We start from the raw sequence: 19,142 nt of genomic DNA on the forward strand, positions 1-19,142 counted from the left end.
TGCACCATGACGCTGATCACGCTGACCTCGGCCCTGCTCGAGGCCTCGCTCGAGGCCGAGGGCGACTCCGCCTCGGCATTCGGGCCCTACATCGCCGCGGGCATCACGGCCGCCGTCTTCATCATCTCGGCGGTCGTGCTGCGATCGTTCCGCGACGTCGCGCACCGCTCCGAGCGGCACGACGTGCACGGCAACGCCTGATCCGCCTCCGTGGCTGAGCGCCGCCGACGCCTCGGCATCATGGGCGGCACGTTCGATCCCGTCCACAACGGCCACCTCGTCGCCGCGAGCGAGGTCGCGCACCACTTCGCGCTCGACGAGGTCGTGTTCGTGCCGACCGGCGAGCCGTACCAGAAGCGCAACGTCTCGCCGAGCGAGGACCGCTACCTCATGACGGTCATCGCGACGGCGTCGAACCCGCGCTTCCGCGTCAGCCGCATCGACATCGACCGCGGCGGGCCGACCTACACGATCGACACCCTCCGCGACGTGCGGGCCGCGCACCCGGACGCCGAGCTCTTCTTCATCACCGGGGCGGATGCGTTCACCTCGATCGTGGAGTGGAAGGACGCCGACGAGCTCTGGGAGCTCGCGCACTTCGTCGCGGTCACCCGCCCGGGCCACCACCTCTCGGTGCAGGACTATCCGAGGGAGCGTGTCTCGGAGCTGGAGATCCCCGCCCTTGCGATATCCTCGACCGATTGCCGAGCGCGCGTTCGCGCCGGCTATCCCGTCTGGTACCTCGTGCCCGACGGGGTGGTTCAATACATCAGCAAGCACGACCTGTACCGGAGACTGACAGCATGACCGATGCGAACGAGGGGCGCCCGCTCACCCGGCGTCAGCTTCGCGAGCTCGAGCGCGCTGCAGAGCTGGCCCGCACCGACGGCGTCCCGCCGGTCCCCGATGCAGCCGAGCGCGAGCAGCTGAGCGACGAGCCCGAGCGGCTCGGCCGCCACTCCACCCCGAGCGTCCCCGCGGCGCCCGCCGAGACCCAGCCCATCGAGCCGCTCGAAGCGCAGCTCGCGGTCGACGCGCCCGAGCCCGCCGCCGACGATGCGACCGAGCTCGCGCCGCAGCCGGAGCTCGCGCCCGAGCCCGCGCCGCAGCCCTCGAAGCCGCTCGGCCGCTTCTTCGGTCGCAAGAAGTCCGCCGAGGCGCCCCAGGCGCCGATCGACCTGCCCGAGACCGTCGCGATGGATCGCGTCGACGCCGTCGAGGCCAAGCGCTCCGAGGTCATCGAGGCCGAGGTCGAGCCGGCCCCGCCCGCCCAGCAGCCCACTGCATCCGTGCCCGCGCCCTCGTCGGCGCGCCGCTCGAGCGTGCAGGTCGACGACGTGCAGGGCCTCGACACCGTCGACGACCACGAGCTCGACAGCCTCGAGATCGACGAGGTCGTCGTCGAGCAGCCTCGCGTCTCGGCGCACCGCGTCGCCGAGTCGACGCCCGCACAGCTCGAGGACAAGCGGGCCGCCGAGGCCGAGGAGGAGCCGACCCCGACGGGGCCGAGCCGCGGCCAGTCGCAGCGCCTGCCCGTCATCGTCAACGTCGTCTCCGACACCTCCGAGCACCACATCGCCGACCTCCGCGACCAGGGCGTCGCGACGAGCGGGAGCGGCTCGTCGACGTCGTCGTTCACGGCGAACGCGCTCGTGCTGCCCGCCGGCACCGACAGTCCCGACTTCCAGCTCGAGGGCGAGGACGGACTGCTCGTCACCGGCTCGATCGACGTGCCCGAGGGCTTCGCCTCGTCGGGCCGCGGCAGCGCCTCGATCGACGGCAGCGACGTCGACGCCGAGGTCGCCGAGGGCGAGGTCACGAGCCCCGAGACCGCGCCCGTGCGCGCCTCGAAGGCCGTCTCGTCGTACGCGAACGCCCGCGTGCAGATCGCGCCGCAGAAGCAGCGCACGAACGTCGTCCCGGTCGCCATCGGCGCGGGAGCGGGCGTGTTCGTCGCGGGCGTCGTCGGCGTCATCGTCTGGGCCCTCTCGCAGGGGATCCTCTGAACATCAGGAGTGCACGATGAGTGCCGATCAGCGGGCGATCGAACTCGCCCGAGCCGCGGCGCGCGCCGCCGACAAGGCGCTCGCCGTCGACCAGGTGGCGCTCGACGTCTCGGGGCAGCTGCCGCTCACCGACGTCTTCCTCATCGCGACGGGCCGCAACGAGCGGCAGGTGAGCGCGATCGCGCGGGAGATCGAGGACGCGCTCATCGTCGACGGCGCGAAGCCCATCCGCCGCGAGGGCCGCGCCGACGGGCGCTGGGTGCTGCTCGACTTCTCCGACATCGTGGTGCACGTCTTCCACGAGGAGGAGCGCACCTACTACCAGCTCGAGCGGCTCTGGCGCGATGCGCCGGTCGTCGACCTGCAGCTGCCCGAGCAGGCGGCGCCCGCGGGCGAGTAGCCCGACGGCACAGCGCCGCAGCCTCAAGCCCGCGCGAACGCTCCCGCGTCGCCACCGCGAGCGCGCACGAGCGCGACGACCATGCTGCCCCGCGCCCGGGCGGTGAAGCGCTCGCCCTCGAGGGTCGGCTCCAGCTGGGCGCCGTCGATCCAGAGGGCGATCGCGTCGCCGGTCGCGCGACCGGTGACGACGAGCGCATCGCCGTCGCGCTCCGCGCGCAGCTCGACGCTCGCTGCGTCATCAGCGCTGGCGGCCGACTCGGGGAGCGCGGTCCAGCGCGTCGCCGGGAGCTCCGGCGTGCGCGGCGGCACCGTGCGCCGCTGCCGCTGCGCCTCGATCGCGAGCCCGATGCGCAGCAGCCGCTCGTCGTCGTAGGGGCGACCGGCGATCGTGAGCCCGACGGGCATCCCGATGTCGTGCATCGTGCCCATCGGCACGGTGACCGTGGGGATGCCGAAGTGGCGCCAGACGAGGTTGCCGTTCGCGACCCACGTGCCGTTGCGCCACGCGAGGTCGGCCGAGGCCGGGTTCGTGTCGGCGTCGGCCGGCGCGACGTCGGCGAGCGTCGGCATCACGACGATGTCGATGCCGCTCGCGTCGAGCCACTCGTCCCAGTCGAGGCGGCGCGTCTGCTCGAGCCCCGCGATGCCGGCCGCCATCTCGGGGATGTCCTCGAGCTCGGGCACGGGCAGCGACGGGAGCTCCGCGAGGTCGATGCTCGCCGCGGGCTCGAACGCGGGCGAGCTGCGCTCGAAGCGGCCGGGGAGGGCACCGGGCGGATGCGGGAAGATGCGCTCGCCGTCGACGTCGCGCAGGTGCGCGAGGGCGGGGTCGCCGTTGCGCTGCAGGAAGCCCTCCCACGCCCACACCGCGAGCTCGCGCAGCTCGCTCTCGATGAAGCGGGGCGGCACGATGCCGCGATCGAGGATGTGCGGGGCGCCCTCGCGATCGCCCTCGTAGTTCGACACGAGCGGCAGGTCGGTCTCGACGACGGTCGCGCCCGCGGTGCGGAGGTCGTCGGCCATCGCCCGCCACAGCTCGAGCACGCTCTCGCGCGTCGGGATGGGGTCGCGGAGGTCGGGGTCGGCGCCGATGTACATGCGCGGCACCGCGACCGTGAGGCCGGCGAGCGGCGCGGGCTCGAGCGCGGCGAAGGAGGCCGGCCGCACGTCGTCGACGGCCGGCACGTCGAGCCACCGCTGCTGCCGCCAGAAGTCGCCGTCGGTGCGCTCATCCGGCACCACGAGCACGTCGAGCGTCGCGAGCAGGTCGGCCATCGAGCGGGTATGCGGCACGACGACGTCCATCGTCGGCACGAGCGCCCAGTTGCCGCGCATCGAGATGAGGCCGCGCGAGGGGGTGTAGGCGCACAGCGCGTTGCAGCTCGCCGGCGCTCGGCCCGACGACCACGTCTCCTCGCCGAGCCCGATGACGCCGATCGAGGCGCCGGTCGCGCTGCCCGAGCCGTTCGAGGAGCCGGAGCCGAACGCGCTCGTCAGACACTCGGCGCTGTAGGGGCTCTCGGCGCGGCCGCGGAGACCCCGCTGCATGCCGCCGTTCGCCATCGGGGGCATGGTCGTGAGGCCGATGAGCACGGCGCCCGCGTCGCGCATCCGCTCGATCGCGAACGCGTCCTCGCCGGCCACGAGGTGCTCGAAGGCGGGGCTGCCGGCCGAGACCGTCATGCCTCGCGCCGAGTAGCTCTCCTTCGCGGTGAACGGGATGCCGTCGAGCGGCCCCGCGGGCCGGCCGGCGCGGATCCGAGCGTCGGCGGCCGCGGCCGCCTCGAAGAGGTCCGGCGCGAGCACGGGCACGGCGTTCAGCCGCGGCCCCGCGACGTCGAACGCGGCGATCCGCGCGAGCGTGAGCGCGGCGAGCTCGGTCGCGGTCGTGCGCCCCGCGTCGAGTGCGGCCCGGAGCGAGCGCACGCTCGCCTCGACGAGCCGCACTGCTCCCTCCGGACGCTCCTCGCTCACGAGCCGCTCCTCGGCTGCTGCTGCGTGATGCAGTGGATGCCGCCGCCGCGCGCGAAGAGCTCGCGGGCGTCGACCGTCACGGCGCTCCGGCCCGGGTAGACCGCCTCGAGCACCTCGCGCGCGGCCTCGTCGGCGGCGGCATCGTCGAAGCCGCACACGATGACGCCGTCGTTGACGACCACGTGGTTGACGTACGACCAGTCGACCCAGCCCTCGTCGTCGCGGAGCGTCGCGGGGGCCGGCAGCGGCACGACCTCGAGCCGAGCGCCGCTCGCGTCGACCGCCTCGGCGAGCAGGCGCGCGGTGTCGCGCGAGACGGCGTGGTCAGGATGCTCGGGGGAGCGCTGGTCGTGCACGAGCACGCGGCCGTCGCCGACGAGCGACGCGACGATGTCGACGTGGCCGCGCGTGCCGTAGCGCTCGTAGTCGCGCGTGAGGCCGCGGGGGAGCCAGATGGGATGCGTCGCGCCGATCGTGCGCTCGAGCTCGGCCTCGACCTCGGCGCGCGAGATGCCGGGGTTCCGGCCCGGGTCGCGCTGCACCGTCTCGGTGAGCAGCACGGTGCCGCGGCCGTCGACGTGGATCGCGCCGCCCTCGTTGACGAGCGGGGAGGGGATGCGCTCGGCGCCCGCAAGCTCGGCGACGATCGCGCCGATGCGCGAGTCGTGCTCCCAGCTCGCCCAGTCCTGCGCGCCCCAGCCGTTGAAGACCCAGTCGACGGCGCCGAGCCTGCCGCGCTCGTCGAGCACGAACGTCGGCCCGATGTCGCGCATCCACGCGTCGTCGAGGGGCGCTTCGACGAGCGTCACGGCGCTCGAGAGCAGCCGTCGCGCGGCGCCCCGCTCCTCGGGATCGACGACCATCGTCACGGGCTCGAGCTCGCTCGCGGCGTTCGCGACCGCTGCCCAGGCCTCGTGCGCCGCCGCGGACTCCGCGGGCGAATCGCCCGCGTTCGGGCCGTGCGGGAACGCCATCCACAGCCGCTCGTGCGGAGCCGACTCGACGGGCATGCGCCAGGTCATCCCTCTCCCTCCATCGCGATCGGTATTGATCGGTTGATCAATAGCCTGGGTCGACAAGTTACTGTGGTCGCGGCGAGGAAGCAATGACCCCAGCGAAGCGAGTGCGGAAGAGTCCCGAGGAGCGGCGCGCCGACGTGCACGGCGCGGCGCGCTCGATCGCGCTCGAATCCGGCTTGAGCGCCGTCACGCAGCGCGCGGTCGCCGAGCGAGCGGGCGTCGCGCCCGGCCTCGTCACGCACTACGCCGATCGCATGGAGCTCCTCGTGGCCGAGGTCTTCCGCGACATCGTGCAGGAGGAGCTCGAGAGCGTCCGGTCGGCGGTCGAGGCCGTCGAGGGCGACGACGTCGAGCGCGTGATCGCGCTGCTCCACGGGCTCATCCGCGACTACCGGCGCGACGTCGCGCTCGTCTGGCTCGACGGCTGGAGCCTCTCGCGGCGCAACGAGGAGCTCGCCGCGACGCTCGTCGACCAGGCGCGGGCGTGGGAGGACTTCGTCGCCGCGGTCTTCGAGCGGGGGGATGCCTCGGGCGCCTTCCGCGCGCCCGACCCGCTCGCGCTCGCGCGCTTCGTCATCGGCGCGACCGACGGCTTGAGCGCGCAGGCCACCGTGTGGGCGGGGCACGAGGAGGAGACGGTGCGCTATGTCACGCGCACGGTCGCCGGGCTGCTCGGCATCCCCACCTCGGCGCTCGCGCGAACCGCCTATTGATCAACTGACCAATAGTGTGCGACACTCGCTCCCGCGGCGCGGAGCAGCGCCGGCGACGGAGGGATCCACACCATGCTGGAACGCGCTAGCGACGTGCTCGTGATCGGTGCCGGGGCCGCGGGCCTCAGCGCTGCGACGCGCCTGGTCGAGGCGGGCCTGACGGTCACCGTGCTCGAGGCGCGCGACCGCGTCGGCGGCCGCACCTGGACGCGGGAGATCGACGGCGCCATGCTCGAGATCGGCGGCCAGTGGGTGTCGCCCGACCAGGAGGCGCTGCTCGAGACGCTCGATCGGCTCGGGCTCGAGACCTTCGCGCGCTACCGCGAGGGCGAGAGCATCTACGTCGACCGCGAGGGGCAGCGCCACCGCTACACGGGCGAGATCTTCCCCGCGGGCGCCGAGACCGAGGCCGAGATCGAGCGCCTCATCGGCATCCTCGACGAGCTCGCGACCGAGGTCGGCGCGACCGCGCCCTGGGCGCACCCCCGCGCCGCCGAGTTCGACGCCATCTCGTGGCACCACTGGCTCCGCACCCAGTCCGACGACGAATCCGCGTGCGAGATCGTCTCGATCTACGTCGCCGAGGCGATGCTCACGAAGCCCGCCCACTCGTTCAGCCTGCTGCAGGCGCTGCTCATGGCCGCGTCGGCCGGCGGCTTCGCGAACCTCGTCGACGAGGACTTCATCCTCGACCGCCGCGTCGTCGGCGGCATGCAGCAGGTCTCGCTGCGGCTCGCCGAGCAGCTCGGCGACGCGGTCGTGCTGAACGCGCCCGTGCGCCGGCTCGAGCACTCGCCCGATGGCGTCGTCGCGCACGCCGACGGCGACGTGGTCGTCCGCGCGAAGCGCGCGGTCGTCGCGGTGCCGCCCAACCTCTACGCGCGCATCGACTTCCAGCCGCCGCTGCCGCGCCTGCACCAGCAGATGCACCAGCACGTCTCGCTCGGGCTCGTCATCAAGGTGCACGCGGTCTACGACTCGCCGTTCTGGCGCGAGGACGGCCTCTCCGGCACGGTCTTCGCCCCGCACAGCCCCGTGCACGAGGTCTACGACAACACGAACCACGAGGACGACAAGGGCACGCTCGTCGCGTTCGTCTCGGACCTGCAGGCGGACGCGTCGTTCAAGCTCGGCCCGGACGCGCAGCGCGCCGCGATCCTCGAGCAGCTCGCCGCCTACTTCGGCCCGCGGGCGCTCGAGCCCGAGGTCTTCTACCTCTCCGACTGGGGTGCGGAGGAGTGGACGCGCGGCGCCTACGCCGCGAGCTTCGACATCGGCGGCCTCTCGCGCTACGGCGCGATGCAGCGCGAGCCGCTCGGCCCGCTGCACTGGGCGTGCAGCGACATCGCCGCCGAGGGCTACCAGCACGTCGACGGCGCGATCCGCCGCGGCTGGGCCGCGGCCGACGAGATCATCCACGCGCTCGGCCACTGACCGAGCGAGGACCACACAAGAGGAGTCGATGGTGACTGCAACACGAGCGACCGACGAAGCGGTCTCGAACAAGGGGCTCGCGCCCGGCACCGTCGGGGTGCTCGGCGCGGTCGTGATCGGCGTCTCGACGATCGCGCCCGCCTACACCTTCACGGCGGCGATCGGTCCGACGGTGAGCGCCGTCGGGGTGCAGGTGCCGGCGATCATCCTGCTCGGCTTCGTGCCGATGCTGCTCGTCGCGTTCGGCTACCGCGAGCTCAACCGCGCGATGCCCGACGCCGGCACGTCGTTCACGTGGGCGACGCGGGCCTTCGGCCCCTACGTCGGCTGGATGGCCGGCTGGGGCCTCGTGATCGCGACGGTGCTCGTGCTCTCGAACCTCGCGGGCATCGCGGTCGACTTCCTCTACCTGCTCATCGCGCAGATCACGGGCAACGAGTCGATCGCCGAGCTCGCGGCGAACCCGTTCATCAACGTCATCACGTGCCTCGCCTTCATGGCCGCGGCGACGTTCATCTCCTACCGCGACATCGAGACGACGCAGCGCGTGCAGCTCGGGCTCGTCGCGTTCCAGGTGCTCGTGCTGCTCGTCTTCGGCATCACCGCGCTCGTGCGCGCGTCGTCGGGCGAGGCGATCGACCACACGCCCATCGACCCGTCGTGGTTCAACGTGCTCCAGGCGCCCTCGGTGAGCGCTGTCATCGCCGGCCTCTCGCTCTCGATCTTCATCTTCTGGGGCTGGGACGTCGTGCTGACGATGAACGAGGAGGCGAAGGACCCGGCGCGCACGCCCGGTCGCGCCGCCGCCCTCACGATCGTCGTCGTGCTCGGCCTCTACCTGCTGCTCGCGATCGCGCTGCTCGCCTTCGCGGGCAACGGCGAGACCGGCCTGGGGCTCGGCAACCCCGACATCCAGGACAACGTGCTGTTCTTCCTCTCCGACCCGATCATGGGACCGCTCGGGTGGCTCATCTCGCTCGCCGTGCTGTCGTCGTCGGCGGCGTCGCTGCAGTCGACCGCGCTCTCGCCAGCGCGCACGCTCCTCGCGATGGGACACTACGGCGCCGTGCCGGCGCGCTTCGCGACCGTGCACCCGCGCTACCGCACGCCGGGCTTCGCGGCCGTCGTCGCGGCGCTCGTCGCGAGCGGCTTCTACGCCGTCATGCGCTTCGTGAGCGAGAACGTGCTGTGGGACACCATCACGGCACTCGGCATGATGGTCTGCTTCTACTACGGGCTCACCGCGCTCAGCGCGGTCTGGTACTTCCGGAAGACCGCGACCTCGTCGGTCAAGGCGTTCTTCGTGCAGCTGCTGTGCCCGCTCGTCGGCGGCGTCATGCTCGTGGTGCTCTTCGTGCAGACCCTCGTCGACAGCCTCGACCCGGCCTACGGCTCGGGCTCCGATATCGGCGGCGTCGGTCTCGTCGGCATCCTCGGCGTCGGCATGCTGCTGCTGGGGGTCGTGCTCATGCTCATCATGCGCAAGCTGCGCCCGGCGTTCTTCCGCGGCGAGGTGCTGCCGATGGGCTTCAACAAGGGCGACCTCGACACGAAGGCGCTCTTCATCAAGTAGCGGCGGCACCCACGACGACGGATGCGTCCGGCCCGGTCCGCAGAGACCGAGCCGGACGCATCCGGTCTGACTGCCTGCCTAGCCGGCGAGCGTGGGCGTGAGCGTGATGACGTTCGCCCACGGGTCCTCGAAGCGGAGGCTCCGGCCGTCGTCGGCGACCGCGACGCCCGCCGACGCGAGCCGCTCGCGCGCCGCGCCGAGCGCATCCGCGTCGGGCACCTGGATCTCGACCCGGCCGAGCCCGAGCGTGTCGGCGCGGCGGCCGGCGCCGCGCGAGTTCCACACGTTCATCGCCATGTGGTGGTGGTAGCCGCCCGCGCTCACGAACAGCGCCGTGTTGCCGAGCGACGTCGTCTCGGCGAAGCCGAGCGCGTCGACGTAGAAGTCGCGCGCGGTGGGTACGTCGCCGACCTGCAGGTGCACGTGGCCGACCTTCGCGCCCACCGGCGCGGTCGGCGACTGCCCGAACGAGCCGCGGTCGAGGTGCTCGTTCACGAAGCGGTTCGGGTCGATGAACTCGGTCGTCATGTAGACCTTGCCGTCCTCCCAGCGCCACTGGTCGCGCGGCCGGTCGACGTAGAGCTCGACGCCGTTGCCGTCGGGGTCGGCGAAGTAGAACGCCTCCGAGACGTGGTGGTCGCCCGTGCCGGCGAACTGGATGCCGGGGATCTGCGTCATGCGCACGACCGCGGCCGCGAGGGCGGCGTGGGTCGGGTAGAGGATCGCGGTGTGGAACAGGCCCGCGTCGGCGGGGTTCGGGCCGCGCAGGTCGGGGGCCTCCTCGAGCACGAGGATCGTGCGGCCGCCCACGCCGAGCTCGACGACGCCGGGCCGCTCGGCGATGTGCTCGAGGCCGACGCCGGCGGTGTACCAGTGCACGAGCCGCGCGAGCTTCGCGGTCTTGAGCATCACCGGGCCCATGTCGGTGGCGTCGGGCAGCAGGTCGATCGTGTCCATGAGTTCCTCCGAGAGGGGCAACGCCGCTGGCCGCCGGGCATTCCTGGCGGCCGCTCGGGCGGCGCGGGGTAGGGTCGCGCTCCATGGGCGAGAGCGTGTGGACCGATCGTGCCGACGAGCTGCTGCTGCGCACCGCGTCGGCCGAGCCGACCCCCGGCAGCGGCGTCGCGGCCGCGGTCGCGGGCGCGTTCGGCATCGCGCTCGTGCTCAAGGCGCTCACGATCACCGACGACGACGGATGCGCTGCGGCGCGCGCGAGGGGAGAGGCGCTCGTCGAGCGCGTGGTCGCGGCGGCCGACGCGGACGACGAGGCGTTCGCCGAGGTCATCGACGCGGACGGCGACGCGGACGCCGAGCAGGCGCTCGCCCGGGCCGCCGCCGTGCCGCTCGAGCTGGCCGCCGCGCTCGTCGATGCGCTCGCGCTCGCGCGCGAGGGGGCGCCGCTCGTGAAGCCGGCGCTCGAGAGCGACGTGCTCGGCGGCGCCGACCTCGTGCGCGGTGCGGCGTCGGTCGCGCTGCGGGCCGCCGAGCTCAACGTGGCGTCGCTCGAGGAGCGCGAAGCGGCCGGCGCTCCCGCGCTGCGGGCGCGCCTCGAGGTGCTCCGCGAGCAGCTCGCCGAGTAGCCGAGTCGCCCGCCGAAACGCGAAGCGGACCCCTTTTCGGCGCGCGGACCCGAGATCTCGGGTCCCGCTGCCGAGGTGGGGTCCGCGGAGGCGGCCGCAGCCTGGGCGCGACGGGCCTCAGCGCGCCTGCAGGTCGCGCTCGAGCACCGGCGCGAGCCGGAAGGGGATGAGCTCGCCCATCGAGAGCCACGTCTCGGTGCGCTCGACCCCGTCGCACGCGAGCACGAGCTTGTTGATGCGGTAGAGGTCCTCCGCGTCGCGGCACACCGCGCGCACGAGCACATCGGCTTGGCCCGAGAGCCCGAATGCCTGCACGACCTCGGGGATCCGCCGCAGCTGCTCGACGACCTCGTCGATGCGCGGCTGGTCGACGTGCGTCGCCATGAAGACCGTGAGCGGGTAGCCGAGCGCCGCCGCGTGGAACCTGCGGTCGAAGCCCTGCAGCGCATCCGACGCCTCGAGCGCCGCCACCCGGTTCTGCACCGTGTTGCGCGCGAGGCCGAGCTGCTCGGCGATCGCGGCGTTCGTGATCCGCGGGTGCCGCGTGAGCTCGAGCAGGATCCTGCGGTCGGTGTCATCGACGATGCGCATGCTGCGCAATCTAGCGCAGCAGTCTGGCCCGCGGAATGCGCGCACCGCGCAGCGTGCGTGTCGCAGATTGCGCGGAGTGACTTCCGGCGATACGGTCTCTCCACGATCGACGAGGCGCACCAGCCTGGCCGATCCGACCGGCGCCCACGAGGCGCTTCGAACAAGGAGGTTCGCTCGTGTCGATCACCGTGCCCGCTCCCGACCCCGCGCTCGCCGCCGGCCTCGACTGCCCGCTGCGCGTCCTCGACCTCGACGGCACGCGCCTGCACGACCCGCTGCTCGACGCCCACCTCGGCGACATCGACGAGTCGGCGCTCGCCGACCTGTACCTCGACATGGTGCGCGTGCGCCGCCTCGACACCGAGGCGTTCGCGCTCACCCGCCAGGGCCACCTCGTGCTGTGGCCGCCGCTGCTCGGCCAGGAGGCCGCGCAGGTCGGCGCCGCCCGCTCGCTCGAGCAGCGCGACTGGGTCTTCGGCTCCTACCGCGAGCACGGCTTCGCGCTGCTGCGGGGCGCCGACATGGCCGAGTTCGCGCGCATCTGGAAGGCCTACGCGCACGGCGGCTGGGACCCGCACGAGATCAACATGGCCCCGTCGCAGATCATCATCGGCGCGCAGAGCCTGCACGGCGTCGGCTACGCGATGGCGGCGAAGATGGATGGGTCGGACGAGGTCGCGCTCACCGCGTTCGGCGACGGCGCCACGAGCGAGGGCGACGTCAACGAGGCGCTCGTGTGGGCCTCCGCGTTCCAGGCGCCCGTCGTGTTCCTCTGCCAGAACAACCAGTACGCGATCTCGGAGCCCGTCGCCGTGCAGTCGGGTGGCCTGCCGCTCGCGCTGCGCCCGACCGGCTTCGGCATCCCCTCGATGCGCGTCGACGGCAACGACGTGCTCGCGATGCTCGCCGCAGGCCGCATCGCCGTCGAGCGTGCCCGTGCCGGCGGCGGCCCGACCTTCATCGAGGCCGTCACCTACCGCCGCGGCCCCCACACGACGACCGACGACCCGAAGCGCTACCGCGACGAGGCGGAGGTGGAGGCGTGGGTCGCGAAGGACCCGATCGACCGCGTCGAGCGCGCGCTCGAGCGCATGGGCGTCGACATGGACCCCGTGCGCGCCGAGGCGAAGGTGCGCGCCGACCGGCTCGCGAAGGAGTTCCGCGCCGCCGCGGAGCACGCCGAGCCGCCCGCCGCCGAGGAGATCTTCGACAACGTCTACGCGCAGCCGAGCCGCCGGCTCGAGCGCCAGCGCGCCGAGCACCTCGCGTTCGTCGCGAGCCTCGCGGAGGAGAGCAAGTGACCGAGACGCTCACGCTCGCGAAGGCCGTCAACGCGGCCCTCGCCGACGCCCTCGAGGGCGACGACCGGGTGCTGCTCATGGGCGAGGACATCGGCCAGCTCGGCGGCGTCTTCCGCGTCACCGACGGCCTGCAGGCGCGCTTCGGCGCGCAGCGCGTCATCGACTCGCCGCTCGCCGAGTCGGCCATCATCGGCACGGCGATCGGCATGAGCTACCGCGGCTTCCGCGTCGTGACCGAGATCCAGTTCGACGGCTTCATCTACCCCGCCTTCGACCAGATCGTCGCGCAGGTCGCGAAGCTCCGCTACCGCTCGCGCGGCCGCGTGACGATGCCGCTCACCATCCGCGTGCCCTACGGCGGCGCGATCGGCTCGGTCGAGCACCACTCCGAGAGCCCCGAGTCGTACTTCGCCCACACCGCGGGGCTCCGCGTCGTGACCGCGTCGACGCCGCAGGAGGCGTACTCGACGCTCCGCGCCGCGATCGCGAGCGACGACCCGGTGCTGTTCTTCGAGCCGAAGGGCAAGTACTACACGAAGGGCGAGGTCGACCGCTCCATCGTCCGCGACCTCGAGACGGCCAACGTCGTCGCGAGCGGCCGCGACGTGACGATCGCCGCCTACGGCCCGACGGTCGAGACGGCGCTCCGCGCCGCGATCGCCGCCGCCGACGAGGGCATCGAGGTCGAGGTCATCGACCTCCGCTCGATCTCGCCGCTCGACGTCGACACCGTCGTCGAGTCGGTGCAGCGCACGGGCCGGCTCGTCGTCACGCACGAGGCGCCCGCCGAGGCATCCGTCTCCTCCGAGCTCATCACCTCGGTCGTCGAGCGCGCCTTCTCGAGCCTCGAGGCGCCGCCCGAGCGCGTCACGGGCTACGACACGCCCTACCCGCCGTCGGCCGTCGAGCACGACTACCTGCCGAGCCTCGACCGGCTGCTCGACGCCGTCGACCGCACCCTCGGCCGTCGCAACTCGCGCACCGAGCTCGACTACGCATCCGTCATGGGAGCCGCCCGATGAAGACGTTCCTGCTGCCCGACCTCGGCGAGGGCCTCACCGACAGCGAGATCGTCGCGTGGCGCGTCAAGGAGGGCGACGCGGTCGAGCTCAACCAGCCGCTCGCCGACATCGAGACGGCCAAGGCCGTCGTCGAGCTGCCGAGCCCCTACGAGGGCACGATCGCCAAGCTGCACGCCGCCGAGGGCGAGACCGTCGACGTCGGCGCGCCGCTCATCGACTTCGAGCTCGCGGGCGACGAAGCGCCGGCCCCGTCGGGGTCGGATGCGTCGGCCGAGGACGAGCCGGCGCCCTCGCCCGAGGGCGGCCCGGTCGCGACGCCGGCTGACACCGTCGCCGAGGTGCGCGACGCCCCCGCGCCGGAGGAGAAGCCCGAGAAGGTCTCGGTGCTCGTCGGCCACATCACGGTGCACGGCGGCAAGCCCACCCGGAAGCGCCGCGCGTGGGACGTCGAGCCGTTCACGCGGCAGGAGCGGCCGAGCGGCCGGCCCAACCGCGCGATGCCGCCCGTGCGCAAGCTCGCGAAGGAGCGCGGCATCGACCTGCAGTCGGTGCGCCCGTCGGGCCGTGATGGCCTCGTGACGCGCGCCGACCTCGAGACCGCCGGCACCGCATCCGGCCCGCAGGCCCAGCCGCAGCCCGCCTCGACGCGCGAGAAGGTCACGGGCCTGCGCAAGCACACCGCCGCCGCGATGACGCAGTCGGCGCTCACGGTGCCGCACGCGGCGACGTTCCACCAGGTCGACGTCACCGAGACGCTCGCGCTCGCCCGCTCGGGCGACGCGTCGTTCCTCGCGCTCGCGAGCCGGGCCATCCTGCTCGCCGCGAAGCGCTGGCCCGACGTCACGGCCGCCTTCCACGCCGACACGATGGAGCTCGAGCGCTTCGCGCACATCAACCTCGGCATCGCCGTCTCGACCGACCGAGGCCTCGTGGTCGCCTCGATCGACGAGGCGGAGTCGATGGACGCGTCGGCGCTCACGGCCGCGATCAAGGACCGCGCGACGCGCGCCCGCGAGGGCTCGCTCACGATGGCCGAGCTCACGTCGTCGAACATCACGATCTCGAACGTCGGCGTCTTCGGCGTCGACGGCGGCATCCCGATCCTCAACCCGGGGGAGTCGGCGATCATCGCGCTCGGCGCCGTGCGGCGGATGCCGTGGGAGCACGAGGGCGAGATCGTGCTGCGCGACGTGTGCACCGTGACCGTCTCGTTCGACCACCGCGTGCTCGACGGGCGCGAGGCGGCGGGCTTCCTCGCCGACATCGCGGCCGTGCTCGAGCGGCCGGCGCTCGCGCTGGCGCGCTGATGCCGGCTCTCGGCCACGGCATGGCACGGTAGGGCCATGCACCAACTCGAAACTCGCGTCGACGTCGCGGGCGAGCAGGCTCGCGCCAACCGCGCGGCGATGGAGGCGCTCGTCGCGCAGCTGCGCGAGCGGCTCGCCCAGGTGGCGCTCGGCGGCCCCGAGAAGTCGCGCGAGCGGCACGTCGCGCGCGGCAAGCTGCTCGCCCGCGAGCGCATCGACCAGCTGCTCGACCCCGGGAGCCCCTTCCTCGAGATCGCGCCGCTCGCGGCGTGGGACGTCTACGGCAAGGACGGCCAGGATGCGCCGAGCGCCGGCATCGTCGCGGGCATCGGCCTCGTGCACGGCCGGCACGTCATGGTGATCGCGAACGACGCGACCGTGAAGGGCGGCACCTACTACCCGCTCACGGTGAAGAAGCACCTGCGCGCGCAGCAGATCGCGCGCGAGAACCGGCTGCCGTGCATCGCGCTCGTCGACTCGGGCGGGGCGTTCCTGCCGATGCAGGACGAGGTGTTCCCCGACCGCGAGCACTTCGGCCGCATCTTCTTCAACCAGGCGCAGCTCTCGGCGCAGGGCATCCCGCAGCTCGCGGCCGTGATGGGCTCGTCGACCGCAGGCGGCGCCTACGTGCCGGCGATGAGCGACGAGACCGTCATCGTGCGCGAGCAGGGCACGATCTTCCTCGGCGGCCCGCCGCTCGTGAAGGCCGCGACGGGCGAGGTCGTCGACGCCGAGTCGCTCGGCGGCGGCGTGCTGCACGCCGAGGTCTCGGGCGTCGTCGACCACCTCGCCGACGACGACGAGCACGCGCTCGAGATCGTGCGCGACATGGCGCAGGCGCTCCCACCTGGCGACCGCGCGACTGAGGTCGGCTTGGTGCCGGCGAAGCGGCAGTCGTTCGGCTGGTTCGCCTACGCGCCCCTCAGCGCGCTCGACGACGAGAGCGCGCCCGTCGTCGACCCATCCACCCTCTACGACGTCATCCCGCCCGACCTGCAGACGCCGTACGACGTGCGCGAGGTCATCGCGCGCATCGTCGACCGCAGCGAGTTCCACGAGTTCAAGGCCGGCTACGGCGACACGCTCGTGACCGGCTTCGCCGAGCTGCACGGCCACACCGTCGGCATCGTCGCGAACAACGGCGTGCTCTTCTCGGAGTCGGCGATGAAGGGCGCGCACTTCATCGAGCTGTGCGACCAGCGAGGCGTGCCGCTCGTGTTCCTGCAGAACATCACGGGCTTCATGGTCGGCTCGGAGGCCGAGCGCGGCGGCATCGCCAAGCACGGCGCCAAGATGGTCACCGCGGTCGCGACCACGCGCGTGCCGAAGCTCACCGTCGTCGTCGGCGGCTCCTTCGGTGCCGGCACCTACTCGATGTGCGGCCGCGCCTACGACCCCCGGTTCCTGTGGCTGTGGCCCAACGCACGCGTGAGCGTCATGGGCGGCCCTCAGGCCGCGTCGGTGCTCTCGACCGTCAAGCGCGAGCAGCTCGAGGCCGCGGGCGAGGAGTGGTCGGCGGATGCGCAGGCCGAGTTCGAGCGCCCCGTGCGCGAGCAGTACGAGCAGCAGGGCAACCCCTACTACTCGTCGGCGCGCCTGTGGGACGACGGCGTGATCGACCCCGCCGACACCCGCCGCATCCTCGGGATGGCGCTCGACGTCGTCACCGCCGTGCCGATGCCCGAGCCGCGCTTCGGCGTCTTCCGGATGTGATGCAAATGGCCTCCCTCTTCGACACCGTGCTCGTCGCCAACCGCGGCGAGATCGCCATCCGCATCGCGCGCACGCTCCGCGACCTCGGCATCCGCTCGGTCGCCGTGCGCGCCGACGACGACCCCTCGCCGCACCCCGAGCACTTCGACGAGACCGTCTCGCTCGGCAGCGGGCCGCTGCGCGACACCTACCTCTCGATCGAGCGGATCCTGGATGCGGCGCGTGCCTCGGGTGCCCAGGCCATCCACCCCGGCTACGGCTTCCTCTCCGAGAACGCCGCCTTCGCCCGTGCCTGCGAAGACGCGGACATCGTCTTCATCGGGCCGAGCGCTCTCGCCATCGAGACGATGGGCGACAAGATCTCGGCCCGGCACGCGGTCGAGTCGCGCGGCGTCGCGACGGTGCCCGGCATCGCCGAGCCCGGCCTCGACGATTCCGCCCTCATCGCCGGCGCCGAGCGCGTCGGCTACCCCGTGCTCATCAAGCCCGCTGCGGGCGGCGGCGGCAAGGGCATGTACCGCGTCGACGATCCGGCCGAGCTGCCGGCCGCGCTGCAGGCCGCGCGGCGCGAGGCGAAGAGCGCGTTCGGCGACGACACGCTCTTCATCGAGCGGTTCGTGACGAACCCGCGCCACATCGAGGTGCAGGTGCTCGCCGACACGCACGGGAACGTGATCCACCTCGGCGAGCGCGAGTGCTCGCTGCAGCGCCGCCACCAGAAGGTCATCGAGGAGGCGCCGAGCGCGCTCCTCACCGAGGCGCAGCGCGCCGCGATCGGCGAGGCCGCGATCGAGACGGCCCGCTCGGTCGGCTACGTCGGTGCGGGCACGGTCGAGTTCATCGTCGCGGGCGATCGGCCCGACGAGCCGTTCTTCATGGAGATGAACACGCGCCTGCAGGTCGAGCACCCGGTGACCGAGATGGTCACGGGCATCGACCTCGTGGAGCAGCAGGTGCGCATCGCGGCGGGGGAGCCGCTCGCGATCGCGCAGGACGACGTGCGGCTCGAGGGCCACGCGATCGAGGCGCGCATCTACGCCGAGGACCCGGCGGCGGGCTTCCTGCCGACCGGCGGGAGGGTGCTCGACGTGCAGTGGCCCTGGGACGACGGGGACTACGACGGCATGCAGGCGCCGAGCGTGCGCGTCGACGCGGGTGTCGGGCCGGGCACGGTCGTCGGCTCGAGCTACGACCCGATGATCGCGAAGGTCATCGCCCACGGCGCCACGCGCGAGGAGGCGATCGATCGGCTCGACCGGGCGCTCGCCGAGACGACCGTGCTCGGCGTCACCACCAACCGCGCCTTCCTGCGGGCGCTGCTCAGCGAGCCCGCGGTGCGCGCGGGCGAGCTCGACACCGGGCTCATCGACCGCGAGGCCGACCGCCTCGTCGCTACCGGCACGCCGAGCGTCGCGTTCGCAGCAGCTGCCGCAGCGGCGGGGATGCTCGCGCTCGGGGGCGCCGGCGCATGGCAGCACGATGGCTGGCGCATCGGCGGCAGCGTCGGGCGGGTCTCCCACTACCGCGACGGCGACGGCATCGCGACCGTGCGCGTGCGGCGCGCTCCCGATCGGGGCGATGCCGTGCCCTACGGCGGGGGAGTGCGGCAGCCGCGCCTGGACGTCGACATCGAGGTCGCGCGGGCCGACGGCCCCTCCGAGCGGCTCACCGCGATGCACGCCATCGCCACGAGCCGGGTGCCCGAGGGCGCTTGGGTCGGCCTCCCCGAGGGCGACTTCCTCATTGAGCGGCACGTGCGCACCCGCAGCGGCCGCGCGGCCGCCGAGCCGACCCTCGCCTCACCTATGCCCGGCACGGTCGTCGCCGTGCACGCATCCGACGGTGATGCCGTCGAGGAGGGGCAGGCGGTCGTGAGCGTGGAGGCGATGAAGATGGAGCACGTGCTGCGCGCGCCCGTCGCCGGCACCGTGCACGTGCATGCGAGGGTGGGGGAGCAGGTGACGCGCGGGCAGGAGCTCGCGACGGTCACGCCCGAGAGCCAGGAGGACGCATGAGCGAGCGCCGCATCACGCAGCGGGGCCTCTACTTCGACGAGCTCGAGGAGGGCGTCGTCTACGAGCACCGTCCCGGCCGCACGATGACCGAGACCGACAACGTGCTCTTCACGACGCTCACGATGAACCCGCAGCCGCTGCACCTCGATCGCGCCTGGAGCGAGTCGACCGAGTTCGGCGAGCCGCTCATGAACTCGATGCACACGCTCGCGACCATGGTCGGCCTCTCGGTCGGGCAGCTCACGCAGGGCACGATTGTCGCGAACCTCGGCTTCAGCGAGGTGACGTTCCCCGCGCCCGTGCGGCACGGCGACACCATCTACTGCGAGACGCGCGTGCTCGAGAAGCGCGCCTCGAGGTCGCGGCCCGGGCAGGGCATCGCGACCTTCGAGCACCGGGCGCTCAACCAGCACGGCGCGGTCGTCGCGACCGCCGTGCGGAAGGTGCTCATGCAGGGGTCGCCCGAGGGGGAGGCGTGAGCGCCGGCATCGC

18 protein-coding genes are annotated in these 19,142 nt (G+C 72.9%); 14 read left to right on the top strand and 4 right to left on the bottom strand.

Annotated elements, in window-relative coordinates:
• Positions 1–6: 6 nt before the first annotated feature.
• From JQT67_RS00105 to rsfS, 4 genes are read left to right on the top strand one after another with little or no spacing between them, the layout of a single operon-like run.
• Positions 7–201, top strand: coding sequence for a hypothetical protein (locus JQT67_RS00105; RefSeq protein ID WP_208063011.1), 195 nt, complete (start codon positions 7–9; stop codon positions 199–201).
• Positions 202–210: 9 nt separating this feature from the next.
• Positions 211–807 (top strand): nicotinate-nucleotide adenylyltransferase, encoded by a 597-nt coding sequence (gene nadD / locus JQT67_RS00110; protein WP_031223936.1) that lies wholly within the window; start codon positions 211–213, stop codon positions 805–807.
• Entirely contained in the window at positions 804–2,006 is a 1,203-nt protein-coding gene (locus JQT67_RS00115) for a hypothetical protein (RefSeq protein ID WP_208063012.1), read from the top strand. Before nadD ends, JQT67_RS00115 begins: the two co-directional genes overlap by 4 nt.
• 16 nt (positions 2,007–2,022) lie before the next feature.
• Positions 2,023–2,406: a ribosome silencing factor gene (rsfS, locus tag JQT67_RS00120; RefSeq protein ID WP_021010998.1), complete on the top strand. Its 384-nt coding sequence runs from the start codon at positions 2,023–2,025 to the stop codon at positions 2,404–2,406.
• 23 nt (positions 2,407–2,429) lie between these two features.
• Here rsfS and JQT67_RS00125 read toward each other — a convergent pair whose 3' ends face one another.
• The gene (locus JQT67_RS00125) at positions 2,430–4,382 is read right to left on the bottom strand and encodes an amidase (protein WP_307864122.1); all 1,953 of its coding nucleotides are present in this window, start codon (positions 4,380–4,382) and stop codon (positions 2,430–2,432) included.
• Positions 4,379–5,404 (bottom strand): agmatine/peptidylarginine deiminase, encoded by a 1,026-nt coding sequence (locus JQT67_RS00130; protein ID WP_208063013.1) that lies wholly within the window; start codon positions 5,402–5,404, stop codon positions 4,379–4,381. The genes JQT67_RS00125 and JQT67_RS00130 overlap by 4 nt, the downstream gene beginning before the upstream one ends.
• An 83-nt stretch (positions 5,405–5,487) precedes the next feature.
• Between JQT67_RS00130 and JQT67_RS00135 the strand changes: the two genes are divergently transcribed.
• The 3 genes from JQT67_RS00135 to JQT67_RS00145 all read left to right on the top strand — a co-directional run bounded on the left by JQT67_RS00135 (position 5,488) and on the right by JQT67_RS00145 (position 9,121).
• Entirely contained in the window at positions 5,488–6,114 is a 627-nt protein-coding gene (locus JQT67_RS00135; protein WP_021011001.1) for a TetR/AcrR family transcriptional regulator, read from the top strand.
• A 72-nt stretch (positions 6,115–6,186) separates the two neighbouring features.
• Positions 6,187–7,548, top strand: a complete 1,362-nt coding sequence (locus tag JQT67_RS00140; protein WP_208063014.1) for an NAD(P)/FAD-dependent oxidoreductase — start codon at positions 6,187–6,189, stop codon at positions 7,546–7,548.
• Between the two features lie 28 nt (positions 7,549–7,576).
• Entirely contained in the window at positions 7,577–9,121 is a 1,545-nt protein-coding gene (locus JQT67_RS00145; RefSeq protein ID WP_208063015.1) for an APC family permease, read from the top strand.
• A gap of 78 nt (positions 9,122–9,199) precedes the next feature.
• Here JQT67_RS00145 and JQT67_RS00150 read toward each other — a convergent pair whose 3' ends face one another.
• Positions 9,200–10,078 (bottom strand): VOC family protein, encoded by an 879-nt coding sequence (locus JQT67_RS00150; protein WP_243755483.1) that lies wholly within the window; start codon positions 10,076–10,078, stop codon positions 9,200–9,202.
• 83 nt (positions 10,079–10,161) lie between these two features.
• Here JQT67_RS00150 and JQT67_RS00155 point away from each other — a divergent pair, with 83 nt between their 5' ends.
• The gene (locus tag JQT67_RS00155) at positions 10,162–10,701 is read left to right on the top strand and encodes a cyclodeaminase/cyclohydrolase family protein (protein ID WP_208063016.1); all 540 of its coding nucleotides are present in this window, start codon (positions 10,162–10,164) and stop codon (positions 10,699–10,701) included.
• A gap of 117 nt (positions 10,702–10,818) precedes the next feature.
• Here the strand turns inward: JQT67_RS00155 and JQT67_RS00160 are convergent, their stop codons facing one another.
• The gene (locus JQT67_RS00160; RefSeq protein WP_021011006.1) at positions 10,819–11,292 is read right to left on the bottom strand and encodes an Lrp/AsnC family transcriptional regulator; all 474 of its coding nucleotides are present in this window, start codon (positions 11,290–11,292) and stop codon (positions 10,819–10,821) included.
• Positions 11,293–11,468: 176 nt separating this feature from the next.
• On the opposite strand from JQT67_RS00160, the gene JQT67_RS00165 reads away from it, so the two are divergent.
• From JQT67_RS00165 to JQT67_RS00190, 6 genes are read left to right on the top strand one after another with little or no spacing between them, the layout of a single operon-like run.
• Positions 11,469–12,593, top strand: a complete 1,125-nt coding sequence (locus JQT67_RS00165) for a thiamine pyrophosphate-dependent enzyme (RefSeq protein WP_021011007.1) — start codon at positions 11,469–11,471, stop codon at positions 12,591–12,593.
• A complete protein-coding gene (locus tag JQT67_RS00170) occupies positions 12,590–13,615 on the top strand; it encodes an alpha-ketoacid dehydrogenase subunit beta (protein WP_208063017.1) in 1,026 nt (341 codons plus the stop codon). Before JQT67_RS00165 ends, JQT67_RS00170 begins: the two co-directional genes overlap by 4 nt.
• Positions 13,612–14,922 (top strand): dihydrolipoamide acetyltransferase family protein, encoded by a 1,311-nt coding sequence (locus JQT67_RS00175; RefSeq protein WP_208063018.1) that lies wholly within the window; start codon positions 13,612–13,614, stop codon positions 14,920–14,922. The genes JQT67_RS00170 and JQT67_RS00175 overlap by 4 nt, the downstream gene beginning before the upstream one ends.
• A 36-nt stretch (positions 14,923–14,958) precedes the next feature.
• The gene (locus tag JQT67_RS00180) at positions 14,959–16,635 is read left to right on the top strand and encodes a carboxyl transferase domain-containing protein (RefSeq protein ID WP_208063019.1); all 1,677 of its coding nucleotides are present in this window, start codon (positions 14,959–14,961) and stop codon (positions 16,633–16,635) included.
• A 5-nt stretch (positions 16,636–16,640) separates the two neighbouring features.
• Positions 16,641–18,650: a biotin carboxylase N-terminal domain-containing protein gene (locus JQT67_RS00185; RefSeq protein ID WP_208063020.1), complete on the top strand. Its 2,010-nt coding sequence runs from the start codon at positions 16,641–16,643 to the stop codon at positions 18,648–18,650.
• On the top strand, positions 18,647–19,129 hold the full coding sequence (locus JQT67_RS00190; protein ID WP_208063021.1) for a MaoC family dehydratase: 483 nt from the start codon (positions 18,647–18,649) through the stop codon (positions 19,127–19,129). Before JQT67_RS00185 ends, JQT67_RS00190 begins: the two co-directional genes overlap by 4 nt.
• The last annotated feature ends 13 nt before the right edge of the window (positions 19,130–19,142 follow it).

Source organism: Agrococcus sp. TF02-05 (assembly GCF_017565345.1).
Lineage (GTDB): Bacteria > Actinomycetota > Actinomycetes > Actinomycetales > Microbacteriaceae > Agrococcus > Agrococcus pavilionensis.

Bases quoted from the DNA above. Each gene is read 5' to 3' on its own strand.
- JQT67_RS00190 (WP_208063021.1), top strand. From the start codon at position 18,647: ATGAGCGAGCGCCGCATCACGCAGCGGGGCCTCTACTTCGACGAGCTC.
- JQT67_RS00180 (WP_208063019.1), top strand. From the start codon at position 14,959: ATGCACCAACTCGAAACTCGCGTCGACGTCGCGGGCGAGCAGGCTCGC.
- JQT67_RS00150 (WP_243755483.1), bottom strand. From the start codon at position 10,078: ATGGACACGATCGACCTGCTGCCCGACGCCACCGACATGGGCCCGGTG.
- JQT67_RS00155 (WP_208063016.1), top strand. From the start codon at position 10,162: ATGGGCGAGAGCGTGTGGACCGATCGTGCCGACGAGCTGCTGCTGCGC.
- JQT67_RS00160 (WP_021011006.1), bottom strand. From the start codon at position 11,292: ATGCGCATCGTCGATGACACCGACCGCAGGATCCTGCTCGAGCTCACG.
- rsfS (WP_021010998.1), top strand. From the start codon at position 2,023: ATGAGTGCCGATCAGCGGGCGATCGAACTCGCCCGAGCCGCGGCGCGC.
- JQT67_RS00185 (WP_208063020.1), top strand. From the start codon at position 16,641: ATGGCCTCCCTCTTCGACACCGTGCTCGTCGCCAACCGCGGCGAGATC.
- JQT67_RS00175 (WP_208063018.1), top strand. From the start codon at position 13,612: ATGAAGACGTTCCTGCTGCCCGACCTCGGCGAGGGCCTCACCGACAGC.
- JQT67_RS00115 (WP_208063012.1), top strand. From the start codon at position 804: ATGACCGATGCGAACGAGGGGCGCCCGCTCACCCGGCGTCAGCTTCGC.
- JQT67_RS00140 (WP_208063014.1), top strand. From the start codon at position 6,187: ATGCTGGAACGCGCTAGCGACGTGCTCGTGATCGGTGCCGGGGCCGCG.
- JQT67_RS00130 (WP_208063013.1), bottom strand. From the start codon at position 5,404: ATGACCTGGCGCATGCCCGTCGAGTCGGCTCCGCACGAGCGGCTGTGG.
- JQT67_RS00145 (WP_208063015.1), top strand. From the start codon at position 7,577: ATGGTGACTGCAACACGAGCGACCGACGAAGCGGTCTCGAACAAGGGG.
- JQT67_RS00105 (WP_208063011.1), top strand. From the start codon at position 7: ATGACGCTGATCACGCTGACCTCGGCCCTGCTCGAGGCCTCGCTCGAG.
- JQT67_RS00135 (WP_021011001.1), top strand. From the start codon at position 5,488: ATGACCCCAGCGAAGCGAGTGCGGAAGAGTCCCGAGGAGCGGCGCGCC.